We start from the raw sequence: 15,119 nt of genomic DNA, 5'->3' as shown, positions 1-15,119 counted from the left end.
ATGAGCATAGTTCTTCTAAAAAAAACCCTAAAGAGAAACTGGGTGCTTTGGGCAATATTTTTTGCTGTTCTTACTATGTATTTAACTATAATGATCTATATGTTTGATCCTGATGACATACAGGCAATCATATCGATGGTTGAGCTGTTTCCTGAAGAATTGATGAAGGCCATGGGATTTGCAGGATTTACTGATATCACAGGTTACCTGGCGAGCTGGTTGTATGGCATGCTCATGCTGGCTTTTCCAATGGTATACTGCATAATACTTGGCAACAGGCTTGTAGCCAAGATGGTGGATGACGGATCTATGGCCTATCTCTTATCTACTCCAAATTCTCGAAACAAGATTGTAATAACTCAGGGCTTATATGCTCTGGCATCAGTAGCTTTTTTGTTCGCGGCGCTTTTTGGAGTGGGAGTAGCGATTTCGGAGATGATTTATCCCGGACTTTTAGACATAGGAGGATTTTTAAGGCTTAATATTACGACGATGCTAGTAAACATGTTTGTCATAATGCTAGTGTTTTTCTTTTCGTGCCTGTTTAACGATATCAAATACTCTACAGGCTTTGGCGCAGGGATTCCTATTTTATTTTTCTTGATGAATCTTTTAGGAGGAGTATCAGATGATGCAGCTATCATAAAAGATCTTTCAATTTATGGACTGTACGATCCTTTGACAGTTGCAACCGAAAGCACTTTTGTATGGGCAAATCTCTTCTATGTAGCGGGAATCATAGTTTTTTTTGCTGCAGGGGTAGCAATCTTTAACAGAAAAAGACTGCCTATATGACTATTTAGAAAAAAATCTGCAAGATGATGATAAATACTGCTGAAATTTGATATAATATCATAGAAAATATTGCGAAATGAAACGGAGGACAAAATATGAAAACCAAGCAAATTGCAGATGGAATTTACATGCTTTCAATGAATGTTGAAGATATACTCTTCGAGGGGATATGGAGCATCGCCAACGGAGTTACCCTTAATTCATACATAGTCAAAGGCGAGAAGACTGCTTTAGTAGATGGCGTAATAGGGTGGGACGGGGCTGTTGATACCTTGTACGCTTCATTAAAGGAAATCGACGTTGACCCATCAAAAATAGATTACGTAATAGTCAATCATATGGAACCTGACCATTCCGGATGGATAGACAATTTCAAAAAAATCAACAAGGATTTCAAGATAATCTGTTCACCTAAAGCGGCGGATTTATTGGATTCTTTCTTCGGAATAAAGGATAACGTTACTGCAGTTAAAGATGGTGCTACATTAGATTTAGGCAATGGCAAGATATTGAGCTTTCACTTGGTGCCTAATGTGCACTGGCCGGATACCATGATGACTCTTGATGAGGAGTCGAAGACTCTTATGAGCTGCGATATGTACGGAGCATTTGGAAAGATTGAAGAACATTTTTTCGATGATGAAATGACCGATGTAGAAAAAGATAATTTCGAGGAAGAAGGAATAAGATATTTTTCAAATGTCATGGGAACCTTTGCCCCTCAGGTTGGCAAGGCCATAGAGAAGACTGAGACGTTGGATGTTAAAATAATAGCTCCTGGACATGGTCCGATTTATAGGGGAAATCCTCAAAGCATAATTAATGATTACAAGCGATACTGCTCTTATCGCATGGGCAAAGGCAAAAATGAGATAAGCATTTTGTGGGGATCCATGTACGGTATGACAGAAAGAGTGGTAAAGGAAATAAGAGAGATGCTCGAAAAAGATGGAATAAAGGTAAATAGCCTTCAGATGCCATATGTGGATACCAGCGACATGGTATCTGCCATATTTAGATCTGCTGGTGTGATAATCGCAGCGCCTACCTACGAATACAAGCTTTTTCCTCCTGTAGCGGTGGCTCTTGACGAAATAGGAAGAAAGAAAATTTCTAAGAAAGCGGCTTTTTGCTTCGGCTCGTATGGATGGTCAGGAGGAGCTCAAAAGGAGATAATGGAGCTAATAGAGAAGTACAAGCTTGGTTGGGATTTTGTGGAGCCAGTAGAATTCAACGGAAGAGCAAGCGATGAAGAATTGCAAATCATCAAAGATGGAGTTGAAAAGCTGATTGAGAAAGTTAAGAAAATAGCTGAATAAGTTCGACCGGGGGTTTTCTCCCGGTTTTTTTAAGCTTGAGAAAATCTTGTAAACAAAATACAACAAATGGAGCAAAAACATTGTAATAATATGAATTATAAAAGATAATGATATTGTTGAGTCAGTTCGATATAATTAATATACAGTTTAATTTTTGGGGGAGAGTCGGTTGAAAAAGAAGCAGTTAAAATACATACTTAGAAACACTGTTTTCTTTATGCTCTTGGTTGTTACAGTGCTCTTCATTGCAGGCAAATACACTCAGTCTACTATTGCAGATGAGGTGTACCTGGAAGTAGGGAGTGATGAAATACAGCTTGTCAAGTTTGATGAAAGCCAAAGAGCAGAGTTTGTCACAGACTTGTCGAAGATATCATTAAAAGAGCCGGGAAACCACCAGATATCATTGAAAAAATATATATTTAACGTAACTTCGACGCTAATCCTTCAGGATACGATTCCTCCTGAAGGCGAGACGAAGGATTTGACTATTTGGCTTGGAGAGGAGCTTGAAGCAAGCGACTTTGTCCATAATATAATCGACGAGACCGAGGTTTCAGTAGGTTTTTCTTCAAATCCTGATTTCGAACTCGAAGGGGACCAAAATGTTGAAATTTATCTCGAGGACCAAGGTGGTAACAGAACTAACCTAAGGGCAGCGCTCACTATTGTCGCAGATGTGGATCCGCCGGTGATCACCGGTGTACCACGAACAATAAACCTGTATGCAGGAGACACTATAGCCTACAGAACCGGGGTGGAGGTAACGGACAACAGGGATGAAGATATCGAGCTTAAGATAGACAGCTCCCAGGTAGATACTCAAAAGCCGGGAAGATACAAGTTGGTATATTCGGCAAAAGATCGAGCGGGAAATGAGACGGTTATAGAATCAGAGGTAATAGTTATCGAGAAGAAAATTACAGAAGAGCAGGTCTTTACCCTGACGGGAAAAATTCTAGACAGAATACTTACAGATGGAATGAACAAGGAACAGCAGGCACGAGCCATTTACAATTGGATCAGAGGAAATATAAGGTACCAGGCTAAACCTGCATCAGGAGACTGGCTTGGGGCTGCATATGAAGGTCTTACAAGGAAAAATGGAGACTGCTATGTTTATTACGCTGTTGCTAGAGCTTTTTTAACCCAAGTGGATATCGACAATATTGAGATTGTAAGAAAGGACGGAGGCCACTACTGGAACATGGTAAACTATGGTTTTGGATGGTATCACTACGATACATCTCCACGAACTACCGGAGCGGTTTTCTGTCTTGTCACTGATGATGAGCTTCTTGCTTATTCTAGAGCCCATGACGATGCTTTCTTATTCGACACCAGTTTATATCCTGCCACACCTGATGAATAAAGACTCAAAGGAAGAGGGGAATACATATGAAGACACTGGGAGTTATAGGCGGAACGGGACCTTTGGCGACTTCGTATTTTTTTGAGCGGATAGTGTTGATAACGGATGCAAAGTCAGACCAGGATCATATCGATGTCATTTTGTACAATCGACCATCAATGCCTGACAGAACCGGATACATCACAGGTAAAAGCAAAGTCAGTCCTGTAGTGCCCATGATCGAGATAGGAAGCAGATTAGCAGATCAAGGAGCGGACTATATAGCCATACCTTGTATTACAGCCCACAGCTTTTTCAACGAGCTCTCTGAAGGAATAGATGTTCCGATAATAAATTTCCTTGAAGAAACAGGAAATCACATAGAGGAAGAGGGTATCAGAAATGTGGGGCTAATGGCTACCGACGGCACCGTATTTTCAGGGATGTTTCAAAATACCTTGATGAATAAAGGCATAGAAGCCATACTTCCTTCAAAAAAAGCCCAAAGCTACGTCATGGATATCATATACCGGGACATCAAGTCCGGCAAATCGGTAGATACGGATAAGCTTGCATATGTGGTTGGTGAGCTTAAAGACAAACATGTAGATGGAATAATACTAGGCTGTACAGAGCTATCTCTGCTGAAAAAAGGTTGTGCTGCAGGGCGGGAGTTCATAGATCCCCTTGAAATCGCGGCTGAAAAAGCTGTTGCTCTCTGTGGAGGAAAAGTAAAAAAATCTTTGAGACATCCGGGAGGTGACGTGGTTTGCAGATAAACATACTTGAATACCTGGAACAGACAGTAAAGAGGCTGCCGGATAAAACGGCCTATGCCGATGAACAAGAAAAGTTGTCCTTTTTAGAAGTATACGATAGAGCAAGAGTTATCGGTAGCTATTTATCCGGAAAGGGATTATATAAAGAGCCGGTGGCGGTTTTCATGAAAAAACAGCCGGCAACCGCAGTCGCTTATTTTGGCGCTATATACGCAGGGTGCTTTTACGTTCCATTAGATCAAGAAATGGGACTTAACAGGATAGAGATGATTCTGGAAAAGATGAAACCCAAAGCTGCAATATGCGATGAATCGACTGTGGACCTTATGAAAACGTTGAATTATAAAGTAAAGATATTTACTTATGAGGATATATCGGTTGGGGAAATAGATGAATTGTCGTTGTCGTCAATCAGGGATAAAGCAATCGACTTTGACCCCATATATACGGTTTTCACCTCTGGATCTACCGGAACCCCTAAGGGCGTGATTGCCAATCACCGATCGGTAATAGATTATATTGATAATCTGATGGAGGTCCTTAAAGCTGACGAGGATACAGTGTTTGGAAATCAGACGCCTTTTTATTTGGATGCATCATTAAAAGAGGTGCTTGGAACCATAAAATGCGGTGCAACTACTTATATAATTCCAAAGTCTCATTTCATGTTTCCCGTGAAGCTGGTTGAGTGCTTGAATGAATATAAAATAAATACGGTCTGTTGGGTGGTTACCGCACTGGTGATAATATCCTCATTTAAGGTGCTGGAAAAGGCCGTGCCCGAATATCTCCATACCATAGCCTTCGGAAGCGAGGTTTTTCCTATCAAGCAGTTTAATCTCTGGAGAAAGCATTTGCCTGATGCCAGGTTCATTAATCTGTACGGACCTACTGAAGCCACAGGAATGAGCTGCTACTATGAAGTAAACAGGGTTTTTGAGTTGGACGATCCCATACCTATAGGAAAGCCCTTTAAAAACACCCAGGTGCTTCTGCTAAATGATAAGGATGAAGAGGCTGCTGCCGGAGAGCTCGGCGAGATATGCATAAGAGGAGTGGGAGTAACGCTGGGATACTACAACGACCTTGAACGAACAAGAGAAGCATACGTTCAAAACCCTACATGCAAGGCATATCCTGAGATAATATACAGAACTGGAGATCTAGGGAGATACAACGAAAGAGGAGAGCTGATTTTTGTATCTAGAAGAGACTACCAGATAAAGCATATGGGACACCGGATTGAACTAGGAGAAATAGAGGTATGTGCAAATACAGTAGATGATGTTGAAAGCGCATGCTGCATTTACGATAGCCATAAAAGCAGGATTGTGCTGTTTTATACCGGCGCGGCGATTGGTAAAGATGTAATTATGTACCTAAAGGAAAAGCTTCCAAGGTACATGGTGCCAAACCATATAGTAAACCTTGAAGCTTTGCCGCTGACAACAAACGGCAAGATTGACAGGATAAAATTGGCTGATAAAATTTAAAAAAAGGGGTTATAAAATGGAAACTTTATTGGAAATGCTGAAAGACATGCACCCGGAAGTGGATTTTGAAAATAACGACAAGCTAATAGACCAAGGCATATTAGATTCTTTTGACATAGTGTCGCTTATTGCGGAAATAGACAACGAATACGGAGTAACCATACCACCGGAATCCATAATACCCGAAAATTTCAACTCAGCAAAGGCATTGTACGCATTAATAGAAAAACTGGAAGACTAAATAAAGATACAGGGGAAAAAACATGCTTTTTACATCTCATACCTTTGTAATATTCATATCGCTGCTTTTTTTGCTTTACTATACGATACCAAAAAAATATCAGTGGAAGCTGCTGCTTGCTTTTAGCTATGTGTTTTATTTTATTGCAGGACCGAAATTTTTGATATACATAATAATAACTACTGTCACCACGTACCTAACGGCAGTGAGAATTGGAAAGCATTACAAGCATTTAGATGCATACTTGAAAGAGAATAAAGAGACACTTTCCAGGGAAGATAAAAAAGCTTATAAGTCGGGAGTTAAAAAGATTCAATGGAAGTGGCTCTTAAGCGCCCTGTTGGTCAATTTTGGGATGCTATTTGTCATCAAGTATATCAATTTTACGATAGCAAATATAAACTGGACATTAGAGGTTTTTGGGTCAAATCAGGGACTTTCATTTGTATCAATAGCATTGCCTTTGGGAATATCATTTTATACTTTTCAATCCATGGGCTACATGATCGATGTCTATAGAGGCAAATATCCTCCTGAAAAGAATTTAGGTAAGCTTGCGCTGTTCGTATCATTTTTCCCGCAGCTTATACAGGGACCTATAAGCAGGTTTGACGACTTGGCAAAGACACTTTTTAAGGAGCATCAAATCGATGCCAAGAACATGTCCTTTGGACTGCAGAGGATTTTGTGGGGCTATTTTAAAAAGCTGGTGATTGCGGACAGAATTTTGGTTGCGGTCAATACGCTTATTGGAGATACTGTAGCCTTTGATGGATCTTATGTATTTGTTTTGATGGTTTTTTATACCATACAGCTGTATGCGGATTTTACCGGAGGAATAGACATAACTATCGGCATAGCACAGGTTTTGGGCATAAAAGTACAAGAAAATTTCTTAAGGCCGGCATTTGCCAAAAATACAGCTGAATTTTGGAGAAGATGGCATATATCCCTCGGGACATGGTTTAAGGAATACCTTTTTTATCCTATCTCGACTTGGCAGCCTATGCTCAGATTCACCAGGTTCTCCAGACAGAAATTCGGTGACAGGACAGGTAAGAGGCTACCGGTTTACCTGGCTGCATTTGCCGTTTGGTTCACTACAGGAGCTTGGCATGGTTCGAGCTGGAACTTTATTGTGTGGGGTCTGCTAAATTACGCCGTACTCATGATATCAGAGGAACTGAAACCGCTTTACTCGATTTTCCACCACAGATTCAAAGTGGAAGGCACATTTCATTTCAAGGTGCTTCAGATTTTGAGGACAAATTTTTTAATGAGCGCAATCAGGCTGTTAGATTGCTACAGAGACGTGCCAACGACATTCAGAATGTTCGGGAGCATGTTTACGAGACCAGACTTGAGTATTTTTACCAATGGAGGGCTTTTAGATATCGGCCTTAATGTGGAGGATTACTGGGTACTTGCGATTGCCCTGATGGTGGTGTTTGCAGTCGCCCTTGTGCAAAGAAGGGGAAGCGTCAGAGAGCAGCTTTACAGCAAGCCTGCTATAGTGGGAAGAGCTGTGTTCTACCTGCTGTTTGTAGCGATAATAGTGTTCGGAGCATACGGAATTGGGTACGAATCATCCCAGTTCATATATAATCAGTTTTAGGAGAAGTTCTTATGAAAAAATTCTTTAGCATTACGTTAACCTTTGTCATTGCCTTTGGAGGACTTGGTTTGGGGCAAAGAATTTTGATGCCCAAATATACAACAGGAATCGTTGAAGGAGCCCTTATAGAGGAATATTATCATGAGGACACTCCTCATGACGTTATAATCATTGGCGATTGTGAGGTTTACGAAAACATCTCACCCATAACTCTATGGGAAGAATACGGAATAACCAGTTTTATCAGAGGAAGCGCTCAGCAGCTTATATGGCAGAGCTATTACCTCCTAGAAGAGACTTTGAAATACGAAAAGCCAGAGGTTGTCATATTCAGCGTATTGGCGATGAAATACGATCAGCCTCAAAATGAAGCATACAACAGGATGACTCTTGACGGCATGAGACCATCTGTTCAGAAATTTAAATCCATCAGAGCATCAATGCTTCCGGAAGAGGATATGATAAGCTATGTCTTCCCTATTTTGAGATACCATTCCAGATGGAGCGAACTTAGCAGAGAAGATTTCGCAGAAGCACTTAAAAGAGAGCGAAGATTCCACAATGGCTACTATATGAGAGCGGATATCAAGCCGGTAGAGACCATACCAGAGGGAAGGGTACTGCCGAATTATGATTTCGGAGAAAATGCATATAAGTATCTGGATATGATGGTTGAGCTTTGCAAGGAAAACGATATCGAGCTTCTATTGATCAAAGCCCCGAGCCTGTACCCGTTTTGGTATGATCAGTGGGAGGAACAGATGGTGGATTATGCTAATAGACATGACATTAAATATATAAATTTTCTAGAACTGATAGAAGAGACGGGTATAGATTTCTCTGTAGATACCTACGATGCAGGATTACATCTAAACGTCACGGGCGCTGAAAAGCTGTCGATTTATTTAGGGAACTTTCTTCAAGATAGATATGGATTAAAAGATTGGCGAAACGACAGAGATCTTTCTGAGATTTGGGAAGAGAAGTGTGAATTTTACCATGGGATGAAAACCCGCCAATATAAAGAACTTGAAAAATACGGATACCTAAAAAGTATTAAAGGAGAATGAAATTAGAACGGAGGAGATAAAGATGAAAAAGATACTACTGTGCTTCATGCTGATTGGGATTCTTGTGTTTTCCTTTGCGGCATGTTCGGATGAAGCTGTGGATGAAAATCAAAATGGAAACGGACAAAATGGTGGTCAGCAGGATGAGGTGGAAGATGAAGCAAATTATGAGTTTGAGCACAATGGTGCGCTGATAACAGTCAACATGGAAGCGTCTGAGGTTTTATCAAAATTAGGTGAAGAAAGAAGCTATTTCGAGGCTCCTAGCTGTGCCTTTGACGGAATCGATAAAATCTACTCTTACGGCAGTTTCGAAGTGCACACATATCCCTCAGGAGACACCGATTACGTATCTGCAATAATACTAAAGGATGACAGCGTTGTTACGTCGGAAGGTGTTTATATTGGAGACACCAAGGATAAGGTGTTGGGTACATACGGAGAAGACTACCAGAACATGGACGGTGCTTTCGTTTATGAGCAAGGAGAAGGAAAGCTTCAATTCATTTTTGTGGACGACACAGTTGCAGCTATTGAATACATCGCAACTGAAAGCAAGTAAGCCAGCACTCCATATATCGCAATGACAGACTTTAAGAAACCGGCAAAACAAGTATGCCGGTTTCTTACGTTAAATTATTGATCCATTTGCCGGATTTTAATCTGAACAAACTGATAGCACATTTGAATATTTCTTCAAAAATTGCCAGTGCATATACCAAATGAACAGGAAGCTTCCACAGAAAGGCTCCTGCCAAAATCAGTGGAACACCTATAAACCACATGGTAAAACCCTCAATGATAAGGGCTCTAGTTGCATCTCCGCCACCTCTAAGTATTCCGACTATAAGCATGATTCCCAATACTCTTATAAAAAACACCACGGAAATCATGTAAAGGATTATTTGGGCGCTTGATCTTACTTGGCTTGATATATTGAAAAAATTAAGTATATAAGGAGAGGAAATTGCAAGTATCAATCCTAGAATAATGCTCGCCAGGATTGATGTCGCGACCAGGTTTTTGGCATATGATTTAGTCTTTTCCATATCATCCTCTCCGATGCTGTTGCCTATCATAACCGCAGCCGCATTTGAAAGGCCGAAGGCGACCACCATGAACAGATTGTTGACCGTGTTGCATATCTGAATGCTTGCTACTGCCTGAGTTCCCATCCTTCCATAAACCGCTATGTAGACGAGGCTTGCCAATCCCCAGCAAAGATCGTTGAGTACTACAGGGAGTATGGTCCTGTAGGTGCTCTTGAAATAGCTGGTGCTTATGTCTGTAAGTTCTCGTATTTTTCCAGCTAAGGGGCTTTTTAGTGCATATATGGAAATCAGAAGTATCGTCATCTCGATAATTCTGGCAACTAGAGTAGCTGTAGCCGCCCCTGCAACGCCGAGAGCTGGGGCTCCCAACTTGCCGAATATCAATATGTAGTTAAGGATTATGTTAATAGCAAGTGCTATTAGGTTTATTACAAGCGGTTGAGTTGCTTTTCCTATGGAGCGAAGGGAGAAGCTGTAAAGAAAGGTCATGCCTGTAAACGCATAGCTGAATACTGCAACTTTCAAATACCTTGAACCAGATTTTATGACTATGGAGTCATTGCTGAAAATGGATATTATATTTTCAGCGTAAAAAAAACCGATGACAGCAAATACAAAGGCAGAAGCTGCAATTGACAGGATGCCTATACCAAGAATCCTTTTTATGTTAGTTAAGTCTCTTTTGCCCCAATACTGGGCGATAAATACGCTGCAGCCTCCGCATATGCCTATGAGAAGCATGTTGAAAAAGAAGAAATACTGGTTTGCTATGCCTACGGCGGCGATCTCTATTTCGCCAAGTTTTCCTACCATGACGGTATCTATTAAATTTAGAAGGGAAGTAGTGAAACTTTGGAGCATAACCGGCAATGCTATCATAAGCATGGTTTTTATAAATACTTTGTCATTGAGTCCCGAAAATAGTTTCAAATTAGTCATTTTATCCTCCGTTGGGCTTGAATCGCCTTTTGTGGCAAGTATCATGATATTATATAAGTAGGGCTTTGTAAACAGAAATGTAAACTATGGAAAAGGGTGAAAAAATGCATAAAAAAATTTCAATAAAAACTCAAAAAAGGTCTCAGATGATAGATATCACGCAAGCAATTGAAAATGCAGTCTCAGAAGAAGGGATAATGGATGGCATTGTAGTTGTATACTCTCCCCATACAACAGCGGGTATTACTATAAATGAAGGGGCAGACCCAGACGTTGTTCATGACATCTTGATGCAGCTTGATGAAGCGCATCCATGGAACCATCGAAAGTACCTCCATGGGGAAGGAAATACAGCGGCTCACATAAAAACAAGCTTGGTGGGGGTATCGCAAAGCATTCCGGTAGTCCATGGAAAGATGGTGCTTGGAACATGGCAGAGCATTTATTTTTGCGAATTTGACGGACCGAGAAATAGAGCATGCCATGTAAAACTAATAGGCGGACGATAGAAAAGCTGAAAGCTCGATTAGCCTTCAGCTTAATTTTTTTCTATTCCTTGAGTGTAAAGAATGTCATCACAAAATAGACAAATATCAATGCAAGTGATAATGTGATTCCTGCGGAGTTATTGTCCACGGGACACATGCCTGCAGGAAGACTTCTTCTAGCTAAGTAAATCTGAAGTATATTGTAGATTGACACTGTAATTGCTATATAGAAAACGCTATTTGTAATTTTGGGATTTAAAACTCTCATATTGCCTCTCCTTTTGATCTTTTCATAATTATATACCTAAATCCACATAAAAACAATTTCGTTCTGCTGATACCATATGGTACTATAAGTAAATAGCATTTGACAATATTCTTGGGGATTGGCGATGGAGAATAGCAAGGACGCTCCCGGCGTTTACGTTATCGAACAATTAGTTGATGATGGCATAGAAGCAAGAACAAAGAAAGGTGGAGGCTGTGGTTGCCTTATATTTATTCTTGTGGCTTTATTGCTTGTTCTTATATTGTGAATAAGGTGACATATTTAAGGAGGAAGATGTGAAAAAGTTAATTCGACATTTGTAGGTATTGCAGCATTGGTGTTTATGTCTATAAGCATTTACTCATATCAGTTAGCAAGATTTGAATCTCCAAGAGATACCGTTTTTTACTTTTTGCAGGACATGGCTTTTTTGCCATTGCAAGTTGCGATAGTAACTGTAATCTTGGGGAAAGTACTATCGGCAAGAGAAAAGAGAGAGCGACTTAAAAAGACGAACATGGCCGTGGGAGCCTTTTTCAGTGAGGCAGGGACGGAACTGATTAAGCACCTCGTGAGCTTTGAAACCCAGAGGTCAAAGCTTAAAAACCTTGTCGATGTTTCCGAAAAATGGACTCAAAAGGATTTTTCTCGAGCTAGGCAGGCAGTAGCAAGCGCAACTTTCCACATTGTATGCAAAGATTCAGAGTTAATTAATCTAAAAGAGTATCTTGGTAGCACAGGATGTTCGTGCTTCGGCTATTGGAAAATCCCAATTTGCTAGAGCATGAAATATTTACAGATATGCTTTGGGCTGTATTTCACCTTTCGGATGAAATCATGGCCAGGAAAAATATAGAAGATATGCCCAAAACAGATAAAGATCATTTAGCAATAGATATAGAAAGAGCGATTAGAGCTGTACTGGTTCAATGGGTCAGTCACATGGAACATTTGAAATCTGATTATCCATATTTGTTTTCTCTGGCAGTCAGAAAAAATCCCTTTAATTCTAATGCAATTATAAGTGTCAAATAGAGAAATATAGTGGAAAAAGCTATCCTTAAGCATATTGCATAAGGGTAGCTTTTTTATTTTGAAAAAATATATTTTTGCAGGATAATCTGCTTTTAATGGATGTTGAACCATGACAAAAGCGTGTCAGCATTTGTCATTGACAAATTGCCTTCGGATTAAAAAAAATGATTTAAAATTAATATAATATAGATCAAGTGAAATATACAAAGAAAGGAGTTTTGTTGCTAAGAGTACTTTTTAAGATTCAAGCATTAATATTTTTAGAGGGGGATGTAAATGAGAAGCGCTAACAAGCAATTATTCAGTGTAGTGATGTTGATATTTTCAATTATATTGATAACAGGATGTACTTTTTTGATTAACTCTGAGGGGTCTGATGAATCTACGCTGATAATAAACGAATCAGGAAGCTACACATTGTCAGACAACTATAAAGTCGTAAAAATCGAAGTTGGAGATGTAGTTATTGAAGATGGGAATGCTGAAAAAATAGTAATCGAACAAACTGTGGGAGATGGAGAAGTAACACTAAAAAATATCAATGCTCAAAAGCTGTATGTATTTGGTGGAGGAGTTAACAGTGTTTTGTTGCAAGAAAAGACACGTATCAATGAAATAAAGGTGAAAAGAGAAGACGGACATGTCAGGATTGTTATAGAGGATGAGTCGATTGCAAATAATGTGACTGTTGCACAAGGAAGTCAGAATGTAATTATCCAAGGCAATATCGATATACTAAAAGTAGAGGCTAGCGATGTAGAAGTCACTGCTGATAAAGGACACATAAGAAAAGCGATAATCGAAAATTCAAATTCGAGCATTATTGTAGGAAAAGATTCAAAGCTTGATGAAGGAAATATTTCTGAGGAGACATCAGGAAGCAAATTTGTTATTTTAGGATCCGGAGATTTGCTTGAAGTCAGTGGTAAGGGAAATATAGTTGAAGTCGATGGATTTTTAAAAAAACTAATAGTCACACAAAAGACTGATATAGTAGTAAATTCTAATATAGATGAGGTTATATTCAAAGACGATGCTGAAGAATCCATTTTGATCATAAATGCTGAAGGTGTCGTTAAACTCATTCGTTCTAATACAAAAATCAATATAAATGGAACAGGTTACGTTGAAAAAGCTGTAGCTATTGCCACTAAACAAGTAGCAGGAAACTCAGTGATTAAAACAATTACATTACAGGATAATCCATTTATAGATATGAATTATTTGAAAGAAGAAAATCTCAAAACAATAACAAACATTGTGCCTAAGGTAAATGAAGATGATAATAATAAAGAGGTCCAAGATAAAGAATTATATAAAGTAAAGTTTATTGATTTCGATAGTACTTTGTTAAAGATAATTGATGTAGAAAAAAACGGTAGCGCTATTCCACCCAAAAATCCGTCAAGGATAGGGTATAGCTTTAAAGGATGGGACAAAGCATTTGACAACGTTACTGAAGATATGGATGTATTTGCGTATTATAAGGCAAACGAGTATATAATTGCTTTTAATGAAAATGGTGGAAGCAAAATTGGAGCTATTAAAAGCGAATTTGAGAAAACTATTCCCATTCCGGAAGACCCAAATAAAGAAGGTTACGTAGTCGAAGGATGGTATAAAAATGCTGCATTAACTGAAAAGTGGAATTTTAGAAAAGATACCGTACCATTAAATGGTTTAACTTTATATGCAAAATGGATTGTTGAAGATTATAGCATAAATTATGAGTTGAATGGAGGCAAAAACCATTTTGATGCACCAACATCTTATAATATAGAGTCTGAAGCTATTTCTTTAAAAGCACCTGAAAAAGAAGGGTATATGTTTGTAGGGTGGTTTGATAAAAACGAAGGAGGCAATTTATGTAACGAAATTGCTAAAGGAAGCGTAGGAGATAAGGTTGTTTACGCTAGGTGGCAAGCCAAATCTGATACTGGTTATAAAATTAATCACTATAAGCAAAATGCAAATGGAGAAGGATATTCTTTAGTTGAAACTGAGACTTATCAAGGTGTAACAGATTCCAGCGTTGAATCAAAAGCCAGGAGTTATGATGGTTTTGAATTAAATGTGAATGTTGATGGAACTCTCGTTAAGGGGACAATTAAAGGTGATGGAAGCCTTGCAATGAAGTTGTATTATGATAGAATTCAATACAAGGTAGCTTTTAGAGACTATGATGACAGTATTTTGAAGTCTGAAATGGTAATGTATGAATCGGATGCAAAACCACCTAAGGCAGAGCGATCGGGATACACATTTATTGGTTGGAGTGGAACATTTAATAATGTCAAATCAGATATAACGATTAAAGCAGTTTATGAGGTCAATACGGATACTGCCTACAAGGTGGAGCATTACAAGCAGGATGTAGACGGAGTAGGCTATACCTTGGCAGAGACGGAAAATCTTGCAGGAACGACGGATACTGTGGCGACAGCCACAGATAAAGGCTATGTAGGATTTACATTTGACAAGGATATAGAAGGCACGGTTCAAAGCGGCAATGTAGAGGGGGACGGAAGCCTGGTTCTCAAGCTTTATTACGACAGAAATGAATACAGCGTAGTATTCAAAGATTATGACGGAACCGTATTAAAGACAGAAAGCGTGCTGTACGAAGGCGATGCAGCTGCGCCGGTAGCAGCAAGGACAGGATATGTGTTTGACG

The 15,119-nt window shown here is 39.4% G+C and carries 16 protein-coding genes; 14 read left to right on the top strand and 2 right to left on the bottom strand.

Going from position 1 to position 15,119, the window contains the following annotated elements; translation table 11 throughout:
- From BUB93_RS10525 to BUB93_RS10485, 9 genes are all read left to right on the top strand, one after another.
- On the top strand, nucleotides 1-795 hold the full coding sequence (locus tag BUB93_RS10525; protein WP_073271917.1) for an ABC transporter permease subunit: 795 nt from the start codon (nucleotides 1-3) through the stop codon (nucleotides 793-795).
- A 95-nt stretch (nucleotides 796-890) separates the two neighbouring features.
- Nucleotides 891-2,114 carry an FprA family A-type flavoprotein gene (locus BUB93_RS10520; protein WP_073271915.1) on the top strand — a complete coding sequence of 408 codons (1,224 nt, stop codon included), beginning with the start codon at nucleotides 891-893 and terminating at the stop codon, nucleotides 2,112-2,114.
- Nucleotides 2,115-2,283: 169 nt separating this feature from the next.
- Nucleotides 2,284-3,486: a transglutaminase domain-containing protein gene (locus BUB93_RS10515; protein ID WP_073271912.1), complete on the top strand. Its 1,203-nt coding sequence runs from the start codon at nucleotides 2,284-2,286 to the stop codon at nucleotides 3,484-3,486.
- Between the two features lie 26 nt (nucleotides 3,487-3,512).
- The gene (locus BUB93_RS10510) at nucleotides 3,513-4,244 is read left to right on the top strand and encodes an aspartate/glutamate racemase family protein (RefSeq protein ID WP_073271909.1); all 732 of its coding nucleotides are present in this window, start codon (nucleotides 3,513-3,515) and stop codon (nucleotides 4,242-4,244) included.
- Nucleotides 4,235-5,737, top strand: a complete 1,503-nt coding sequence (locus BUB93_RS10505; protein WP_073271906.1) for an amino acid adenylation domain-containing protein — start codon at nucleotides 4,235-4,237, stop codon at nucleotides 5,735-5,737. The genes BUB93_RS10510 and BUB93_RS10505 overlap by 10 nt, the downstream gene beginning before the upstream one ends.
- A gap of 16 nt (nucleotides 5,738-5,753) precedes the next feature.
- Nucleotides 5,754-5,978, top strand: a complete 225-nt coding sequence (locus BUB93_RS10500; protein WP_073271903.1) for an acyl carrier protein — start codon at nucleotides 5,754-5,756, stop codon at nucleotides 5,976-5,978.
- Between the two features lie 22 nt (nucleotides 5,979-6,000).
- On the top strand, nucleotides 6,001-7,593 hold the full coding sequence (locus tag BUB93_RS10495; protein ID WP_073271900.1) for an MBOAT family O-acyltransferase: 1,593 nt from the start codon (nucleotides 6,001-6,003) through the stop codon (nucleotides 7,591-7,593).
- Nucleotides 7,594-7,604: 11 nt separating this feature from the next.
- Complete coding sequence (locus BUB93_RS10490; RefSeq protein ID WP_073271897.1) at nucleotides 7,605-8,663, top strand: SGNH/GDSL hydrolase family protein; 1,059 nt, start codon at nucleotides 7,605-7,607, stop codon at nucleotides 8,661-8,663.
- 22 nt (nucleotides 8,664-8,685) lie between these two features.
- A complete protein-coding gene (locus BUB93_RS10485) occupies nucleotides 8,686-9,225 on the top strand; it encodes a hypothetical protein (protein WP_073271894.1) in 540 nt (179 codons plus the stop codon).
- 64 nt (nucleotides 9,226-9,289) lie between these two features.
- On the opposite strand, the gene BUB93_RS10480 is transcribed toward BUB93_RS10485, so the two are convergent.
- Entirely contained in the window at nucleotides 9,290-10,654 is a 1,365-nt protein-coding gene (locus BUB93_RS10480; RefSeq protein WP_073271891.1) for an MATE family efflux transporter, read from the bottom strand.
- A gap of 104 nt (nucleotides 10,655-10,758) precedes the next feature.
- On the opposite strand from BUB93_RS10480, the gene BUB93_RS10475 reads away from it, so the two are divergent.
- On the top strand, nucleotides 10,759-11,163 hold the full coding sequence (locus BUB93_RS10475; protein ID WP_073271971.1) for a secondary thiamine-phosphate synthase enzyme YjbQ: 405 nt from the start codon (nucleotides 10,759-10,761) through the stop codon (nucleotides 11,161-11,163).
- Between the two features lie 40 nt (nucleotides 11,164-11,203).
- On the opposite strand, the gene BUB93_RS10470 is transcribed toward BUB93_RS10475, so the two are convergent.
- Complete coding sequence (locus tag BUB93_RS10470) at nucleotides 11,204-11,410, bottom strand: hypothetical protein (protein WP_073271887.1); 207 nt, start codon at nucleotides 11,408-11,410, stop codon at nucleotides 11,204-11,206.
- Nucleotides 11,411-11,534: 124 nt separating this feature from the next.
- Between BUB93_RS10470 and BUB93_RS11400 the strand changes: the two genes are divergently transcribed.
- From BUB93_RS11400 to BUB93_RS10460, 4 genes are all read left to right on the top strand, one after another.
- Nucleotides 11,535-11,678 (top strand): hypothetical protein, encoded by a 144-nt coding sequence (locus BUB93_RS11400; RefSeq protein WP_159432082.1) that lies wholly within the window; start codon nucleotides 11,535-11,537, stop codon nucleotides 11,676-11,678.
- Between the two features lie 162 nt (nucleotides 11,679-11,840).
- Nucleotides 11,841-12,191 (top strand): hypothetical protein, encoded by a 351-nt coding sequence (locus BUB93_RS11275; protein WP_143159100.1) that lies wholly within the window; start codon nucleotides 11,841-11,843, stop codon nucleotides 12,189-12,191.
- Nucleotides 12,185-12,445, top strand: a complete 261-nt coding sequence (locus tag BUB93_RS11270) for a hypothetical protein (RefSeq protein WP_084117252.1) — start codon at nucleotides 12,185-12,187, stop codon at nucleotides 12,443-12,445. The genes BUB93_RS11275 and BUB93_RS11270 overlap by 7 nt, the downstream gene beginning before the upstream one ends.
- Before the next feature lie 276 nt (nucleotides 12,446-12,721).
- Nucleotides 12,722-15,119, top strand: a 2,398-nt coding sequence (locus tag BUB93_RS10460; protein ID WP_143159099.1) for an InlB B-repeat-containing protein, incomplete at its 3' end; no start/stop codon positions are given.

Source organism: Alkalibacter saccharofermentans DSM 14828, from assembly GCF_900128885.1.
Lineage (GTDB): Bacteria > Bacillota > Clostridia > Eubacteriales > Alkalibacteraceae > Alkalibacter > Alkalibacter saccharofermentans.
Note: the sequence above shows the minus strand (reverse complement) of the source record. Positions and strands in the feature narration are given on the sequence as shown.

Bases quoted from the DNA above. Each gene is read 5' to 3' on its own strand.
- BUB93_RS10525 (WP_073271917.1), top strand. From the start codon at position 1: ATGAGCATAGTTCTTCTAAAAAAAACCCTAAAGAGAAACTGGGTGCTT.
- BUB93_RS10520 (WP_073271915.1), top strand. From the start codon at position 891: ATGAAAACCAAGCAAATTGCAGATGGAATTTACATGCTTTCAATGAAT.
- BUB93_RS10510 (WP_073271909.1), top strand. From the start codon at position 3,513: ATGAAGACACTGGGAGTTATAGGCGGAACGGGACCTTTGGCGACTTCG.
- BUB93_RS10500 (WP_073271903.1), top strand. From the start codon at position 5,754: ATGGAAACTTTATTGGAAATGCTGAAAGACATGCACCCGGAAGTGGAT.
- BUB93_RS10495 (WP_073271900.1), top strand. From the start codon at position 6,001: ATGCTTTTTACATCTCATACCTTTGTAATATTCATATCGCTGCTTTTT.
- BUB93_RS10490 (WP_073271897.1), top strand. From the start codon at position 7,605: ATGAAAAAATTCTTTAGCATTACGTTAACCTTTGTCATTGCCTTTGGA.
- BUB93_RS10485 (WP_073271894.1), top strand. From the start codon at position 8,686: ATGAAAAAGATACTACTGTGCTTCATGCTGATTGGGATTCTTGTGTTT.
- BUB93_RS10480 (WP_073271891.1), bottom strand. From the start codon at position 10,654: ATGACTAATTTGAAACTATTTTCGGGACTCAATGACAAAGTATTTATA.
- BUB93_RS10475 (WP_073271971.1), top strand. From the start codon at position 10,759: ATGCATAAAAAAATTTCAATAAAAACTCAAAAAAGGTCTCAGATGATA.
- BUB93_RS10470 (WP_073271887.1), bottom strand. From the start codon at position 11,410: ATGAGAGTTTTAAATCCCAAAATTACAAATAGCGTTTTCTATATAGCA.
- BUB93_RS11400 (WP_159432082.1), top strand. From the start codon at position 11,535: ATGGAGAATAGCAAGGACGCTCCCGGCGTTTACGTTATCGAACAATTA.